The organism is Mycobacterium conspicuum, assembly GCF_010730195.1.
Classification (GTDB): domain Bacteria; phylum Actinomycetota; class Actinomycetes; order Mycobacteriales; family Mycobacteriaceae; genus Mycobacterium; species Mycobacterium conspicuum.
This window is the reverse complement of the sequence record NZ_AP022613.1, coordinates 4,897,842-4,912,659: the sequence shown is the minus strand read 5'-3', so window position 1 is coordinate 4,912,659 and position 14,818 is coordinate 4,897,842. Positions and strand designations below refer to the sequence as shown.

Annotated in this window: 17 protein-coding genes; 11 read left to right on the top strand and 6 right to left on the bottom strand. The window is 67.8% G+C overall.

Annotated elements, in window-relative coordinates; translation table 11 throughout:
- Positions 1-3 precede the first annotated feature (3 nt).
- Complete coding sequence (locus G6N66_RS22385) at positions 4-2,148, top strand: 3-hydroxyacyl-CoA dehydrogenase NAD-binding domain-containing protein (protein WP_085235007.1); 2,145 nt, start codon at positions 4-6, stop codon at positions 2,146-2,148.
- Between the two features lie 12 nt (positions 2,149-2,160).
- Here G6N66_RS22385 and G6N66_RS22380 read toward each other — a convergent pair whose 3' ends face one another.
- A complete protein-coding gene (locus G6N66_RS22380) occupies positions 2,161-3,366 on the bottom strand; it encodes an FAD-dependent monooxygenase (protein WP_085235008.1) in 1,206 nt (401 codons plus the stop codon).
- A gap of 68 nt (positions 3,367-3,434) precedes the next feature.
- Between G6N66_RS22380 and G6N66_RS22375 the strand changes: the two genes are divergently transcribed.
- Positions 3,435-3,971, top strand: coding sequence for a TetR/AcrR family transcriptional regulator (locus tag G6N66_RS22375; RefSeq protein ID WP_085235009.1), 537 nt, complete (start codon positions 3,435-3,437; stop codon positions 3,969-3,971).
- A 7-nt stretch (positions 3,972-3,978) separates the two neighbouring features.
- Here G6N66_RS22375 and G6N66_RS22370 read toward each other — a convergent pair whose 3' ends face one another.
- On the bottom strand, positions 3,979-4,200 hold the full coding sequence (locus tag G6N66_RS22370; RefSeq protein WP_085235010.1) for a hypothetical protein: 222 nt from the start codon (positions 4,198-4,200) through the stop codon (positions 3,979-3,981).
- A gap of 58 nt (positions 4,201-4,258) precedes the next feature.
- On the opposite strand from G6N66_RS22370, the gene G6N66_RS22365 reads away from it, so the two are divergent.
- The 3 genes from G6N66_RS22365 to G6N66_RS22355 are packed head-to-tail and all read left to right on the top strand — an operon-like array spanning position 4,259 to position 6,308.
- A complete protein-coding gene (locus tag G6N66_RS22365) occupies positions 4,259-4,735 on the top strand; it encodes a P-loop NTPase family protein (RefSeq protein ID WP_197747050.1) in 477 nt (158 codons plus the stop codon).
- A 47-nt stretch (positions 4,736-4,782) separates the two neighbouring features.
- The gene (locus tag G6N66_RS22360; protein ID WP_085235011.1) at positions 4,783-5,286 is read left to right on the top strand and encodes a hypothetical protein; all 504 of its coding nucleotides are present in this window, start codon (positions 4,783-4,785) and stop codon (positions 5,284-5,286) included.
- Between the two features lie 29 nt (positions 5,287-5,315).
- Positions 5,316-6,308: an LLM class F420-dependent oxidoreductase gene (locus tag G6N66_RS22355; protein WP_085235012.1), complete on the top strand. Its 993-nt coding sequence runs from the start codon at positions 5,316-5,318 to the stop codon at positions 6,306-6,308.
- On the opposite strand, the gene G6N66_RS22350 is transcribed toward G6N66_RS22355, so the two are convergent.
- Positions 6,305-6,598: a putative quinol monooxygenase gene (locus G6N66_RS22350; RefSeq protein ID WP_085235033.1), complete on the bottom strand. Its 294-nt coding sequence runs from the start codon at positions 6,596-6,598 to the stop codon at positions 6,305-6,307. The genes G6N66_RS22355 and G6N66_RS22350 overlap by 4 nt on opposite strands.
- Before the next feature lie 173 nt (positions 6,599-6,771).
- Between G6N66_RS22350 and G6N66_RS22345 the strand changes: the two genes are divergently transcribed.
- Together G6N66_RS22345 and G6N66_RS22340 are read left to right on the top strand one after the other, a co-directional pair.
- Complete coding sequence (locus tag G6N66_RS22345; protein WP_085235013.1) at positions 6,772-7,185, top strand: Zn-ribbon domain-containing OB-fold protein; 414 nt, start codon at positions 6,772-6,774, stop codon at positions 7,183-7,185.
- Positions 7,186-7,203: 18 nt separating this feature from the next.
- Complete coding sequence (locus G6N66_RS22340) at positions 7,204-8,349, top strand: thiolase family protein (protein WP_085235014.1); 1,146 nt, start codon at positions 7,204-7,206, stop codon at positions 8,347-8,349.
- 11 nt (positions 8,350-8,360) lie between these two features.
- On the opposite strand, the gene G6N66_RS22335 is transcribed toward G6N66_RS22340, so the two are convergent.
- Both G6N66_RS22335 and G6N66_RS22330 read right to left on the bottom strand, forming a co-directional pair.
- Positions 8,361-10,010, bottom strand: coding sequence for a DNA repair helicase XPB (locus tag G6N66_RS22335; protein WP_085235034.1), 1,650 nt, complete (start codon positions 10,008-10,010; stop codon positions 8,361-8,363).
- A gap of 8 nt (positions 10,011-10,018) precedes the next feature.
- On the bottom strand, positions 10,019-12,274 hold the full coding sequence (locus G6N66_RS22330) for a helicase-associated domain-containing protein (RefSeq protein WP_085235015.1): 2,256 nt from the start codon (positions 12,272-12,274) through the stop codon (positions 10,019-10,021).
- 95 nt (positions 12,275-12,369) lie between these two features.
- Between G6N66_RS22330 and G6N66_RS22325 the strand changes: the two genes are divergently transcribed.
- The 4 genes from G6N66_RS22325 to G6N66_RS22310 are packed head-to-tail and all read left to right on the top strand — an operon-like array spanning position 12,370 to position 13,986.
- Complete coding sequence (locus tag G6N66_RS22325) at positions 12,370-12,570, top strand: hypothetical protein (protein WP_179968306.1); 201 nt, start codon at positions 12,370-12,372, stop codon at positions 12,568-12,570.
- A gap of 9 nt (positions 12,571-12,579) precedes the next feature.
- Positions 12,580-13,071 carry a cyclic pyranopterin monophosphate synthase MoaC gene (moaC, locus tag G6N66_RS22320; RefSeq protein ID WP_085235017.1) on the top strand — a complete coding sequence of 164 codons (492 nt, stop codon included), beginning with the start codon at positions 12,580-12,582 and terminating at the stop codon, positions 13,069-13,071.
- A complete protein-coding gene (locus G6N66_RS22315) occupies positions 13,068-13,550 on the top strand; it encodes a MogA/MoaB family molybdenum cofactor biosynthesis protein (protein ID WP_085235018.1) in 483 nt (160 codons plus the stop codon). The genes moaC and G6N66_RS22315 overlap by 4 nt, the downstream gene beginning before the upstream one ends.
- Before the next feature lie 7 nt (positions 13,551-13,557).
- The gene (locus G6N66_RS22310) at positions 13,558-13,986 is read left to right on the top strand and encodes a molybdenum cofactor biosynthesis protein MoaE (protein ID WP_085235019.1); all 429 of its coding nucleotides are present in this window, start codon (positions 13,558-13,560) and stop codon (positions 13,984-13,986) included.
- Here the strand turns inward: G6N66_RS22310 and G6N66_RS22305 are convergent.
- The gene (locus G6N66_RS22305; RefSeq protein ID WP_163645905.1) at positions 13,983-14,813 is read right to left on the bottom strand and encodes a transglycosylase family protein; all 831 of its coding nucleotides are present in this window, start codon (positions 14,811-14,813) and stop codon (positions 13,983-13,985) included. The genes G6N66_RS22310 and G6N66_RS22305 overlap by 4 nt on opposite strands.
- Between the last annotated feature and the right edge of the window lie 5 nt (positions 14,814-14,818).

The following is a 14,818-nucleotide window of genomic DNA, read 5'->3' as shown; positions in this document are numbered from 1 at the left end:
ACCATGGCAGAGAACACGATTCAGTGGGACAAGGACGCCGACGGCATCGTCACCCTGACGCTGGACGACCCCACCGGGTCGGCCAACGTGATGAACGAGCACTACGCCGAATCGATGCACAACGCCGTAGAACGCCTTGTGGCAGAGAAGGATTCGATCACCGGCGTGGTGATCACCAGCGCGAAGAAGACCTTCTTCGCCGGCGGTGATCTGAAGGGCATGATCAATCTCGGACCCGAGGACGCCGGCGAGGCGTTCGACACCGTCGAGGCGGTCAAGCGCGACCTGCGCGCGCTCGAGACGCTCGGCAAGCCGGTGGTGGCCGCCATCAACGGCGCCGCCCTCGGCGGTGGATTGGAGATCGCGCTCGCGTGTCACCACCGGATCGCCGCCGACGTTAAGGGCAGTCAGCTCGGTCTGCCCGAGGTGACGCTGGGCCTGTTGCCGGGCGGCGGCGGGGTGACCCGCACCGTGCGGATGTTCGGCATCCAGAACGCGTTCATGAATGTTTTGTCCCAGGGCACCCGGTTCAAGCCTCAGCAGGCCAAGGAGAACGGACTCGTCGACGAGTTGGTCGGTTTGGTCGAGGAACTGGTGCCGGCGGCCAAGGCATGGATCAAAGCCAACCCCGACTCGCACACCCAGCCCTGGGATGCCAAGGGCTACAAGATGCCCGGCGGCACCCCGTCGTCGCCGGCGCTGGCGGCCATCCTGCCGTCGTTCCCGGCGTTGCTGCGCAAGCAGCTCAAGGGCGCGCCGATGCCGGCGCCGCGGGCGATCCTGGCGGCCGCGGTCGAGGGCGCCCAGGTCGACTTCGACACCGCCAGCCGCATCGAGAGCCGCTACTTCGCGTCACTGGTCACCGGCCAGGTCGCCAAGAATATGATTCAGGCGTTCTTCTTCGACCTGCAGACCATCAACGGCGGCGGGTCGCGACCCGACGGCATCGAACCGGTGAAGATCAACAAGATCGGCGTGCTCGGCGCCGGCATGATGGGCGCCGGCATCGCCTACGTCTCGGCCAAGGCCGGCTACGACGTGGTGCTCAAGGACGTCAGCCTGGATGCCGCGCAGAAGGGCAAGGGCTACTCGGAAAAGCTTGAGGCCAAGGCACTTCAGCGTGGCAAGACCACCGAAGAGAAGTCCAAGGCGCTGCTGAGCCGGATCACGCCGACGGCCGATGCGGCCGACCTCAAGGGTGTCGACTTCGTCATCGAGGCGGTGTTCGAGAACCAGGAGCTCAAGCACAAGGTGTTCCAGGAGATCGAGGACGTGGTCGAGCCCAACGCGGTGCTGGGATCCAACACCTCCACGTTGCCGATCACCGGGCTGGCCACCGGCGTCAAGCGCCAGGAGGACTTCATCGGGATCCACTTCTTCTCGCCGGTCGACAAGATGCCGCTGGTGGAAATCATCAAGGGCGAGAAGACATCTGACGAGGCGCTAGCGCGCGTGTTCGACTACACGCTGGCCATCGGCAAGACCCCGATCGTGGTCAACGACAGCCGCGGGTTCTTCACCTCCCGCGTCATCGGCACCTTCGTCAACGAGGCGCTGGCGATGCTGGGCGAGGGTGTGGAGCCGGCCAGCATCGAGCACGCCGGTTCGCAGGCCGGCTACCCGGCGCCGCCGCTGCAGCTGTCCGACGAGCTCAACCTGGAGCTGATGCACAAGATCGCCGTCGCCACCCGCAAGGGCGTCGAGGACGCCGGCGGCACCTACGAGCCGCACCCGGCAGAAGCCGTGGTGGAGAAGATGATTGAGCTCGGCCGGTCGGGGCGGTTGAAGGGCGCGGGGTTCTACGAGTACCCCGACGGCAAGCGCACCGGGTTGTGGCCGGGCCTGCGCGAGACGTTCAAGTCCGGGGCATCGGAGCCGCCGCTGCAGGACATGATCGACCGGATGCTGTTCGCCGAGGCGCTGGAAACCCAGAAGTGCCTCGACGAGGGCGTACTGACGTCGACGGCCGACGCCAACATCGGCTCGATCATGGGCATCGGGTTCCCGCCGTGGACCGGTGGCAGCGCGCAGTTCATCGTCGGCTACTCGGGTGCCGGCGGCACGGGTAAGCAAGCGTTCGTGGCGCGGGCCCGTGAGCTGGCCGCCAAGTACGGCGACCGCTTCCTGCCGCCGGACTCGCTGACCTAAGCTGGCTCGCGGTCAAGGCGCTGGGGCGTACTCCTTGTAGTGCATCGTGTCGTAGAGCCGCACGGTCTTGGTGTTCAGCTTCGCGACGGCCTTGGTCAGGCCGGCGGGCAACGTCGAGATCAATTGGGCGCCACGGGTTAAGGCCCACACACCAGCTCGCGAGTTGGGGATGAGCCCCTTGGCGATGCCGCGCGCCATGGCGCGGCTGCGCCGCACCGGTTCATCCATCTCGGCCTCGTAGGCCGCGAACGCCCGAACGTAGTCGCCGTTGGCCTGCGCCAGCTCGCCGGCCAGAATGTAGGCGCCCAGCACCGCGATGCTCGTGCTGCCGCCCACCGCGGGGCCCGGGCAATAGCCGGCATCACCGACCAGGGTGACGCGGCCGCGCGACCAGGTGTCCAGTTGCAACTGCGTGATCGAGTCGAAGTAGAACGTCGGCGTGTGCTCAAGCTCGTCGAGCCAGCGATCCACCATCGCATGCCGGCCCGCGAACGCGGTGCGCAGTATTTCCTTCTGCCGCACCACATCTCGGTAGTGGTACTGTAGTTCTTCCTTGCTTTTGAACATGAACAACGCGCGCGCGTCATCCAACGGCTGCGCGGTGTAGATGCCCGCGAGGCGGCCCGCACCGAGATGAACAATCATCTCCCCAACCGGCGCAAGTGATTTCGGGACGGATTGCACGGCCAGATATCCGCCGAGAAAGTTGGTGCGTTCCGCGGCCTCGCCGAAGACCAGGCGCCTGACGTTCGAATGCAGGCCGTCGGCGCCGATGACGACGTCGAACTTGCGTGGCGGCGCGTGCTCGAAGGTCACCTGCGCGTCGGGCGAGATGGCGGTGATCGAGTCGCCGAAGAGGTACTCCACGTCGTCGCGGCCGGCGTCGTAGTAGACCTCGCTGAGGTCGTCTCGCATGATCTCCACGTGCCGGTCGGAAATGCCGCCGACCAGCTTGTGGTAGTCGATGCGAGCGGGGTGCGCCGCGCCGTCGCGGTACATCGTCAGCCGGTCCGTGCCGGTGGCCAGTGCCTCGATGCGCGGCAGCACGCCCATCTTTTCCGAGATCTCCATGGCCGGTCGGAACAGGTCGACGGCATGGCCGCCGGTCTTGCGCAAGGCCGGCGCGCGCTCGACGACGGTGACGTCGAAGCCGTACCGGGTGAGCCAGTACGCCAGGACCGGGCCCGCGATGCTGGCCCCCGAGATGAGAATCCGCATGGCAACCTCCTAAGTTAGGTCAGCCTAACATAGGGCTTAACGATCGGTAAGTAAGTTATTCTCTTAGGATGGTCAGACCCCGGTCGGGCACTCGGCGGCGAATCCAGGAGGTCGCCCGGGATTTGTTTCTGCAGCAGGGGGTGCAGCGCACCAGCTTGCAGGACATCGCCGACAAGCTGGGGATCACCAAACCCGCGTTGTATTACCACTTCGCGTCGCGCGAAGAGCTGGTGCGCAGCATCCTGGTTCCGTTGATCGACGAAGGCGAGCAGTTCGTCGCCGACCAAGAGACTCGCGACGAGATCGATGCCCGCGAGGTGCTGGAAGGCTATTTCGATTTTCACTATCGGCACCGTCAGGACTTGGTGCTGGTGCTGGCGGAATTGACGATGCTGGCCGAGCTTGGCCTGATCGACAAGGTACTGGCGTGGCGTGACCGGCTGGGCAAGTTGGTATTCGGGCCGAAACCGACGTTGGCGCAGTCAACCCGCGCGGTGGTGGCGTTCGGCGGACTGCAGGACTGCTGTTTACAGTTTCCCGACGCCGATCACGACGCGTTGCGCGCTTCGTCGGTGCAGGCCGCGCTCGACGCGCTGGGGACCTGAGGGCGGGTTACGACGTCCCCGCGCCGCTCGCGGTGCTCTGGTCCTGGGCGTTCTGCGTGAAGATGTCGCCCGAAGTCTGGCCGTTGTCGTTGACAAAGTTGCCGGGGTCGTCGGTGGCGAAGCCACCCGCCGCCGCATTGGCTTGCGCGACGTTGAAGAGCGCCAACGTTGCGGCGGTGGCGGCCCCGGCCAAAATCAGTTGCGCAGCGGGGATGACGCGCTTAGTCATGCATCAAGAAATATCTCCCGGTTTTAGCGTGAGGCTGAGCCGTCGTTATCGATCCGCTGTGAAGCTGGAGGGCAGCATGCAACGCGTCGTCATCCTCGGCCGCGGCGGCGCGGGGAAATCGGTTCTGGCGCAGCAACTCTCGGTTCGCCTGCGCATACCCGTCATCGAATTGGACAGCCTCTTCTGGCTGCCCGGTCCGCGGCCGACCGCCGAACAGGACTGGACGGAGATCCAGCGCCGGCTGGTGGCGGGTGAGCGCTGGATCATCGACGGCGACCTCGGCCCGTACGACACCGGCCTGGCTCTGCGGTTGCGCGCGGCCGACACGATCGTGGTGCTGGATTTCCCACTGTGCCGCTGCGTGTGGCGCACGCTGCGACGATCGCGAGAAACCCGCGAATACTGGGCGTGGGTGTGTCGCTATCGCCGCGACAGCCTGCCCGTGATCAGAGCGGCGATCGCGAGGTCCGCCTGCGACGCGGCCGTGCATATCCTGCACAACCCGCGCCAAGTACGCCTACTCTTCGATGTCTGACGCACACAACGCGACTGAGTATTAAGAAACGGTCAATGGGAGGCGAGATGCGACTCAAGCTGATGGCGGTGCTGATCACCGGAGTGCTGCTGGCCCCGGCGCTGGCTCCGAGCGCCTCGGCCCTGCCCCCGGGCTTCCCCGATCTGAGCGGCTTTTCGACAGTCTCCGCCGACCAGTACTTCGTGGAAGGGAATGCGCCGGGGATGGTGACTTTCTCCACGCCCTACGACTTGACCTGCTCGTTCACCAGGGAGGCCGGCGGCCACTCTTCGCAGTACCTGCGCTGTAAAGGCCAGATGGCGGATTCGAATGATCCCTGCGCATTCGGGGAGATCACCTGGGAGTCGTCCAAGGATTCCTATGACCGCACCTGGGAAGGCAGCGATTGCACCAACCGTTTCGCGTACGCCAGACCGTTGAGCCCAGGGCAGAAAGTGTCTTTCGGCAACGTCACGTGTGCGGTCGGGGACAACCGGCTCAGCGCCTGCTTGGACACCTTCAACGGCGAGCATGGGTTCTTCATGCAGCCGTCGGGGTCCAGGTTTTTCTGAGCATTAGCGGAGGATTAGGCTCCCTAACTATGCGCTTTGGATTGTTCATTCCGCAGGGCTGGCGGATGGATCTGGTCGGCATCGAACCCAAGCAACACTGGGCGGTGATGCGCGACCTGGCCACCTACGCCGACGCCGCCGCCGCGTGGGACTCGCTGTGGGTCTACGACCACTTCCACACCGTCCCGTTGCCCAGCGACGAGGCCACGCACGAGGCCTGGTCGCTGATGGCGGCCTACGCCGCGGTGACGTCGCGGATCAAGCTCGGCCAGATGTGCACCGCGATGAGCTACCGCAATCCGGTGTACCTGGCCAAGGTGGCGGCCACCTCGGACATCATCTCCGGCGGCCGGATCCAAATGGGGATCGGCGGCGGCTGGTACGAACACGAATGGCGCGCATACGGGTACGGCTTTCCGCCGGCCGGGGAGCGGCTGGGCCGCCTCGACGAGGGCGTGCAGATCATGCGGGACGCCTGGCGCGACGGCAAGGTCAGCTTCGACGGTAAGCACTACCAGGTGGACGGCGCGATCGTTGCCCCGAAGCCGTTGCAGGACAACGGTATTCCGCTGTGGATCGCCGGCGGCGGGGAGAAGGTGACGCTGCGCATCGCAGCGAAGTACGCGCAGTACACCAACTTCACCCCGGCGTTGGACGAGTTCGCGCACAAGTCCGAGGTATTGGCGCAGCACTGCGGCAAGCTGGGCACCGACTTCGACGCCATCGTGCGCTCGGCGAATTTCACCGTGATCGTCGGCACCTCCGAGACCGACGTCAAGGACCGCCAGCAGCGGATGCGCGAGCGACTCACCGGGTACATGCCCGACGCGCTGCTGGATTCGATGATCGCCGCCGGCGGTGGCCCGGATTCGACGACGGGCACACCGGAACAAGTGGCCGAGCGGATCGGCAAAGTCCGCGACCTCGGGTGCGAGTACGCGATCTGCTACTTCCCCGAGGCCGCCTACGACCGCTCGGGCATCGAGTTGTTCGAACGCGAAGTGATCCCCGCCCTGAGCTAGATATCGGTGGTGAGGTAGCGCGTCTTGACCGGAGGCGCGGCCAACAGCGGGGGCAGCTCGGTCACTTTGCCTTCGCCGGCACGAAACGCGCGGTAGGCCTCATCGTGCTCGACGGTGTCCCAGAGTTCGTAGATGATCCAGTGCGCTTCGTCGTCTTCGTTGACCAGCACGTCGGTTTGGAGGTTGCCGTCGAACCCGCGGGTGACCTCCAGCGTCCGGCGCATGAGGTCTCGCCCCGCCGACACCGCTTCGGGCTTGAATCTGAGTTCGAGTAACACCGTGACTGCCATCAGCCGTCTCCTCGCTTGGTCCACTGCGTGCTGCTTGGAACGAGCACGGTGTCGAACCTACGGTGCCTGTCGACGCCGGGGGCATCCGGCGTGAGAATGGGGTTTCCGCTTTTCTGGAATGCTGTTGTACGGTTTGCCTGAGTCCATTTACTTTTTCGTTGGAGGATCCCTCGATGCAGAAGGCAATCGATCCCGGCATCTCTACGTGGCCCGACGAGAACCCGCAGCTAATCGGCAGTCAGTGCGGCGACTGCGGCGCCACCACCTTCCCGGTGCAGCAGCGCTGCCCGCGGTGCAGCGGCGGGCAGATGAGCGAGTCGTTGTTGCCCCGCCGCGGCACCCTGGTCGCGTGGACCACCCAGGGTTTCCCACCCGGCGCTCCCTACGCCGGCCCCACCGGCAATGATTTCGTGCCGTTCGGTGTGGGCCTGGTCCAGTTGGGTGACGTCATCCGGGTCGAGGGCCGGCTGACCGAGAACGACCCGGCCAAGATCCAGTTCGGCCAGGAGGTCGAGCTGACGATGGTGCCGTTCACCACTGACGCCGACGGCAACGAGATCGTCACCTTCGCGTTCCAGCCGGTTTAACACGCAAGGAGTCCCGACATGACTAATGACGTCGCCATCATCGGTGTGGGCCTGCACCCGTTCGGCAGGTTCGACAAGACCGCGATGCAGATGGGCGCCGAGGCCATCCAGGCCGCGCTGACCGACGCCGGGGTGGACTGGAAGGACATCCAGTTCGGCTTCGGCGGCAGCCACGAGGTGTCCAACCCCGACGCGGTGACCCGCCTGGTCGGGCTGACCGGCATCACCTTCACCAACGTCTTCAATGCGTGCGCCACCGCGGCCAGCGCCATTCAGCAGACCGCCGACACCATCCGGTTGGGCAAGTACGACATCGGCATCGCGATCGGCTTGGACAAGCATCCGCGCGGCGCGTTCACCGACGACCCCGCCAAGCTGGCGCTGCCGCAGTGGTACGCGCAAAACGGGCAGTTCGTCACCACCAAGTTCTTCGGCATGAAAGCCAACAAGTACCTGCACGACCACAACATCTCGCAGGAAACCCTGGCGCGCGTGGCCAATAAGAACTTCCGCAATGGCGCGCTGAACCCGAATGCCTTCCGGCGCAAGGAGATTTCCGTCGACGAGATCCTCAACTCGACGGTGCTCAACTACCCGCTGACCCAATACATGTTCTGCGCGCCCGACGAAGGGGCCGCCGCCGTGGTGATGTGCCGCGCCGACATCGCGCACAAGTACACCGACAAGCCGGTCTATGTGCGGGCGTGCGAGATCCGCACCCGTCGCTACGGCGCCTACGAGGTGCACGCCACCTTCGCGCCGTTGGACGGCGACGCGTCACCGACGGTGTATGCGTCCAAGGCCGCCTATGAGGCGGCGGGCATCGGGCCCGAGGACGTCGACGTCGCGCAGTTGCAGGACACCGACGCCGGCAACGAGGTCATTCACATGGCCGAGACGGGCCTGTGCGCCGACGGCGACCAGGAAAAGCTGGTGGCCGACGGCGAGACCGAGATCCACGGCTCGATCCCGGTCAACACCGACGGCGGGCTGATCGCCAACGGCGAGCCGATCGGCGCGTCGGGCCTGCGGCAGATGCACGAGCTGGTGCGCCAGCTGCGCGGCGAGGCGGGCGATCGTCAGGTGCCCGGCAACCCGCGCGTCGGGCTGGCGCAGGTGTACGGCGCACCGGGTACCGCGTCGGCGACGATCCTGTCGCTCTAGTTCTTCCGCGGTCAGATGGCCGGGCCCAGTAGGTCGTCGGCGTCGCGGATGATGTAGCCGTAGCCCTGCTCGGCCAGGAACCGCTGGCGGTGTGCGGCGTACTCGGCGTCCAGGCTGTCGCGGGCCACCACCGAGTAAAAGATGGCACCGCCGCCGTCGGCCTTGGGCCGCAGCAGCCGGCCCAGCCGTTGCGCCTCCTCCTGGCGCGAGCCAAACGTTCCCGAAACCTGCACCGCCACACTGGCTTCCGGCAGGTCGATGGAAAAGTTCGCGACCTTGGACACCACCAGCCGCGAAATCTCGCCGCGGCGGAACGCATCGAACAACTCTTCGCGTTCACGCGTGCGCGTCGACCCTTGGATCACCGGGGCGCCCAGTGCCGCGCCGAGTTCGTCGAGCTGATCGAGATAGGCGCCGATCACCAGGGTCTGCTCGCCGGGGTGCTTGTCCAGGATCGACTTGACCACGGCGATTTTGGTATGCACCGTCGAGCAAATCCGGTAGCGCTCTTCGGGTTCGGCGGTGGCGTAGATCATCCGCTCGCTGTCGGTCATCGTGACCCGGATCTCGACGCACTCCGCCGGCGCTATCCAGCCCTGCGCCTCAATGTCCTTCCACGGCGCGTCGTAGCGCTTGGGGCCGATCAGCGAAAACACGTCCCCCTCGCGGCCGTCTTCGCGGATCAACGTGGCCGTCAAACCCAACCGCCGCTTGGACTGCAGATCGGCAGTCATCCGGAACACCGGCGCCGGCAGCAGGTGCACCTCGTCGTAAATGATCAGGCCCCAGTCGCGCCTGTCGAAGAGCTCCAGATGGCGGTACTCGCCCTTGGTGCGCCGGGTGATCATCTGATAGGTCGAGATGGTGACGGGCCGAATCTCCTTGCGCTCACCGGAGTATTCGCCGATCTCCTCCTCGGTCAACGAGGTGCGCGCGACCAACTCGCGCTTCCATTGCCGGGCCGCGACGATGTTGGTGACCAGGATCAGCGTCGTCGCTTGCGCCTTCGCCATCGCGGCCGCACCGACCAGCGTCTTGCCGGCGCCACACGGCAGCACCACCACCCCGGAGCCGCCGGCCCAGAACGAGTCGGTGGCCAGCTGCTGGTAGTCGCGCAAGTGCCAGCCGTCCTGCGCCAGGCTGATCGGGTGCGCCTCGCCGTCGACGTATCCGGCGAGATCCTCTGCGGGCCAACCGATCTTGAGCAGCAGCTGCTTGACCCGGCCGCGTTCGCTGGGGTGCACCACCACGGTGTCGTCGTCGATGCGCGCACCCAACATGGGTGCGATCTTCTTGTTGCGCAACACCTCTTCGAGCACCGCGCGATCGAAGCTGACCAGCGTCAGGCCGTGCGCCGGATTCTTCACCAGCTGCAGCCGGCCGTAGCGGGCCATGGTGTCGACGATGTCGACCAGCAGCGGCTGCGGCACCGCGTAGCGCGAGAAGGAGACCAGCGCGTCGACGACCTGCTCGGCGTCGTGGCCGGCCGCGCGGGCGTTCCACAACGCCAGCGGCGTGATGCGGTAGGTGTGCACGTGCTCGGGCGCGCGTTCCAGCTCGGCGAACGGCGCGATGGCGGCGCGCGCCGCGCCGGAAAGCTCGTGGTCCACTTCGAGCAGCACGGTCTTGTCGGACTGCACGATCAACGGTCCGTCGGTCATGCCGCTCATTATCCTGACTCGGCCGACAACACCGACGTGATGCGGTGGACGGCGAAGTCGCGCAGCCGTCCGGACCCCGAATCGAAGGCCACCAGCTGCCCTCCGCGCAGGACGATCGGCGACACCACTCGCTGGGTCGCCACCCCGGCGGCGTCCAAATAGCCGATCACCAGCGTGGCCTCGTCCTTGACCGCGCGCTGCAACAGCGACATGGTGACCGCGGGATCGACGCGGATGTTGCCGAACGGCGCGGCGGTCACCTTGCGCAACACCGCGACCACCGCGTTGAGGGTCTCGGCGCTGGGGCGCTGCGGGGAACGGTAGGAGCGCCGGTGCTGCGGGGTGGGCACGCGGGCCCCGCGGACCCGGACGTCGACGATGGCACCGGAGGAATCCTCGGCGGCCGGCGCGAAGCCCGCGGCCCGCAACGCGGCAAGCACCTCGGACAACGGTGCGGGAGACACCGCGACCGTGGGAGCCAGCGCGCGCAACTGTAGTTGCTCGGTGGCCGCCACCGCCTGGGCGAGCAGGGCGGAGTCTTCGCATCGCACGAACGAGGTGGCCAGCCCGATCCGAAGCTGGCCGTGCCGTCGCGCCACATCGTCGATGAGATAGGTAAGTCCCTGCGGCACCGGGGTTTTGGAGTGGTTGGCGAATAGCGCGTGTATCCAGTCGCGGGTCTTGCCGATGTCGAGCGCATGCCGGATGGACTGCTCGCTGATGCGGTACACCATTGCCGCGCCGGCCGATTCGACGGTCGCGACGGACGCCAAGTCCTCGGCGAGGTCGCGGTGCAGCGGTCCGGGGACCACGACGGTCAGATCGGCCTGCAGCAGGAAGTAATCGATGGGCTTGGGCATCGCGCGGGTCATCGCGTCGACCGCCGCGCCGGCATCCGGGGGATCGTTCAGCAGGGCCCGGCCGGGCGTGCTGATCGCCCCGCGGCCGAGCACGCCCAGCGCGTGTGCCTCGTTCAGCAGGTCCGCGACAGGGCCCGGCTGCAGTCGCCGGGCCCACCGCGGGCGCCGCCAGATCAGCGCCGCCGACGCCGAGGCCGCGTCGACGCCGGCGCCGGCGGGCAATTCGGCGAGCATGCCGAGCAGCAGCCGCCGATCCAGCGGTGCCGCGGTCGAGTACAGCGAATCAGACAGCGCGCCATAGGGTTTGGCGTCCGGGCCGCGGCTGCCGATCAGCGCGGGACGGCCCGGCAGGTCGAGCCAGGTGCTGGCCAGCAGCTGCCACCGCTCGGCGGGCGACATCGCGGTATAGCGTTCGACGGCCGCCGTCGGCGCCCAAAAAGGCGGGTCGCCGGTGGCCGGTTCCGGTTCGGGCCTGCCGCTGGCGATCAACGTGGCCGCCGCCGCGATTTCGAGGATGAGGCCCAGTCGCGGCTCGTCGATGCCGGTCGTCTTCGCCAGCCGTTTGACGTCGCGCACTCCGAGTCCGCCGCTGCGCAACTCGGAAACCGGTGCGCTGCCAAGCATTTCGAGCAGCACGTCGAATTCGCGCAGCAGGTCGATGGCGGATCCGGCCGCGGCGGCGTCGCAGTCCTGGGGCATCGTGGTCGAGGTGATCGGGTCGGGCGCGGTCAGTTGCATCGGGCCGGGTTGCTCGCCGCGCAGCACCTGCCCGACGTGGCGGGGCAGGATCACCGTCTCGGCGTCGACCCGTCGCAGCAGACCCAACGCCAGCAGTTGCGGCACCGGCCGGTCCGGCGCGGCGCCGGGCGCGGCGTCGCGGGTACGCCCCATCGGGGAGCCTTCGAGCAACTTCTCCAGAACGTCCAACTGGGCTTCGTTGAGCCCGTCGATCAGCTCGGCGATTTCTTCGCCGCTGCGCGAGGCGTCCTCGAGCGTGACTTGTCCGGCGTGCCACGGCAACGCCGCGCCGGCGTCGGGCGCCACCCGCACCGCGGCCTCACCCCAGGCCAGGGCGCGCTCCTTGAGGTCATCGAGCGCGGCCAGCACGTCGGCCTCGGGAGCGCCGTCGCCGATCAGCGCCAGCAGCTTGGTCGTCGGCACCGGCGTCGTGTCGGCCTGCAGCACCAGCAGCGCGTCGAGCACGGCCAACCGCAGAAAGTCGAGGTCGTCGGTGGCGGCTTTGACCGATTGCCGGGCCTGGGCGCGCGCGGCCAGCGCGGCGATGCTGCCCGGGGGCGGCTGGGCCAGATCCGGTCTCAGCTCCAACAGCCGGATCAGCCGCTCGTCTGGCAAGTCGGCAAGCCAGGACCCGAGCGGGATGTCTGGGGTGGTGTTATCGGTCACTGCTGACCAGCGTAGGCACGCTCGCCGGTTAACAGGAGTCGGGCGCTCACAGCTTTGCGTCACGCGTTAAACGGCGACCTGTCAGAATGGACCCCGTGGCTGACAATGCTGAGAGCGACGCGCAGAAAACCAGGTATGTGGACCCCGGCTGGCCGACGGAGGACCCCGACGACCACGCGGTGAGCGAACTCGTGGCCGACCGCACGGGCGCCTTGTCTCCCTTCGGTGAGGTGGTGTTCCCGGTCCCCGCCGACGGCCTGCCCTACGTGCACCCGGTCACCGTCGTCAACAGGTAGACCGCCGCGATGGCCGGCAGCTCGGGGCCCCCGAAGATCCTGTCGCATGTGGATGAGCGCGGGGCGGCCCATATGGTCGACGTCACCGCCAAGGAGGCGACGCGGCGCACTGCCGTCGCCGCGGGCGCCCTACGGACCTCGGCGCACGTGGTGGAGCTGATTTCGACGGGTGGCCTGCCCAAAGGCGACGCCTTGGCGACCGCGCGGGTTGCGGGGATCCTGGCGGCCAAACGCACCAGCGACCTGATCCCGTTGTGCCACCAGTTGGCGCTCACCGGGGTGGACGTCGATTTCACCGTCGGAGAATCGGATGTAGAAATCACCGCGACGGTGCGCAGCACCGACCGGACGGGGGTGGAGATGGAGGCGCTAACAGCGGTCAGCGTGGCCGCTTTGACGCTGTACGACATGATCAAGGCGGTCGACCCGGCCGCACGCATCGATGACATTCGGGTGCTCCGCAAGGAGGGTGGCAAGACCGGCACCTGGGAACGGCGATGAGCGCCCGATCCGCGCGAGTCATCATCGCCTCAACGCGGGCGGCAGCCGGTGAATACACCGACAAGTGCGGGCCCATCATCACCGAATGGCTTGGGGGGAAAGGATTTTCGACGGTCGAGCCGGTGGTGGTGGCCGACGGCGGGCCGGTCGGCGAGGCGCTGAACGACGCGCTGGACGCCGACGTCGATCTGATCATCACCTCCGGCGGCACCGGCATCTCGCCCACCGATGCCACCCCGGACCAGACGGTGGCGGTGCTGGACTATCTGATCCCCGGGCTGGCCGACGCGATCCGCCAGTCCGGCCTGCCGAAGGTACCCACGTCGGTCCTGTCGCGCGGGGTGTGCGGCGTGGCCGGGCGCACCCTGATCGTCAACCTGCCGGGATCACCCGGCGGCGTGCGCGACGGCCTCGGGGTGCTCGCCGGGGTGCTCGAGCACGCGCTCGATCAGCTCGCGGGCGGAGACCATCAGCGATGACACGCCGATGACTGCGCTGGTGCTGCGCGCCGCGCTGACCGAGCAGCCGATCTCGCTGCCCGAGCACGAGGATCTGGTCAGCCACGAGTCGGCCGGAGCGATCGTCGGATTCGTCGGCGCCGTCCGCGACCATGACGGCGGGCGCGGCGTGCTGCGGCTCGAATATTCCGCGCACCCCTCGGCCGCGCAGGTCTTGGCCGACGTCGTGGCCGAGGTCGCCGAGCAGTCCAGCGGGGTGCGTGCGGTGGCGGCCAGCCACCGTGTCGGCGCGCTGGAAATCGGCGACGCGGCGCTGGTGGCCGCGGTCGCCGCCGATCACCGGCAGGCCGCGTTCGCCACCTGCGCGCGGCTGGTGGACACCATCAAGGAGCGGCTGCCGGTGTGGAAGCACCAGTTCTTCGCCGACGGCGCCGACGAATGGGTCGGTTCGGCCTAAGCCCCCGGGCCGGTGGGCGCGGGCTGCGCCAGCGCGTCCAGCGCGTCGTTGCCGTTCACGTCCTGACCCTGGATCGCCTGCCACAGCTGCCGGGTGTAGCCGACCGTTGAGGCCTGCTGAGGCGGCGGCGGTGGAGCATCGGCCGGCGGCGCGGGCGGAACGGCGTCCGCCGGCGGTGGAGCATCGGCCGGCGGCGCGGGAGGCAGGGCGTCCGCGGGCGGCGCCGGGTCGGCGACCGGAGCGGGCTGGTTGGTGGCCGCCAGCTGCACCGGCGGAGCCGGGTCGGCCGGCGGCGGTGGCGGAGGCGGCGGGGGAGCGTCCGGAGGCGGGGGAGCGTCCGGTGGCGGAGGCGGCGGGGGTGCGTCCGGCGGCGGCGGGGCCAGCGGAGCAGGCTCGCCGTTGACGCCTGGCGCGTCCAACGGCGCGTCGTTGCCGGCCGGGGTGGGCAGCACGTTGCGCGGGGTCGGGCCCGACAACGGGCCGCCACACGTGGGCCACGCGCCGCGGCCCTGGGTCGCGAGCACTCGCTCAGCGACCGCGATCTGCTGTTCGCGGGTGGCCAGTTCGGCCGACGGGGCGAATTCGGTACCACCGTGCGACGCCCAGGTGCTGGCGCTGAACTGCACGCCGCCGTGGTAGCCGTTGCCGGTGTTGATTGCCCAGTTGCCGCCCGACTCGCAACGGGCTACCTGATCCCATTCGCCGTCGGTGGCCGCGGCCGCCTGGCCGGCGAGGGCGAGGCTGCCGCCACCAAGTACCGCCCCGGTAAAGGCGATCTTGGCGACGCTGAGGTTAGAAGTAGTGGGTTTGCGGTGACGTCCACTCATACGCG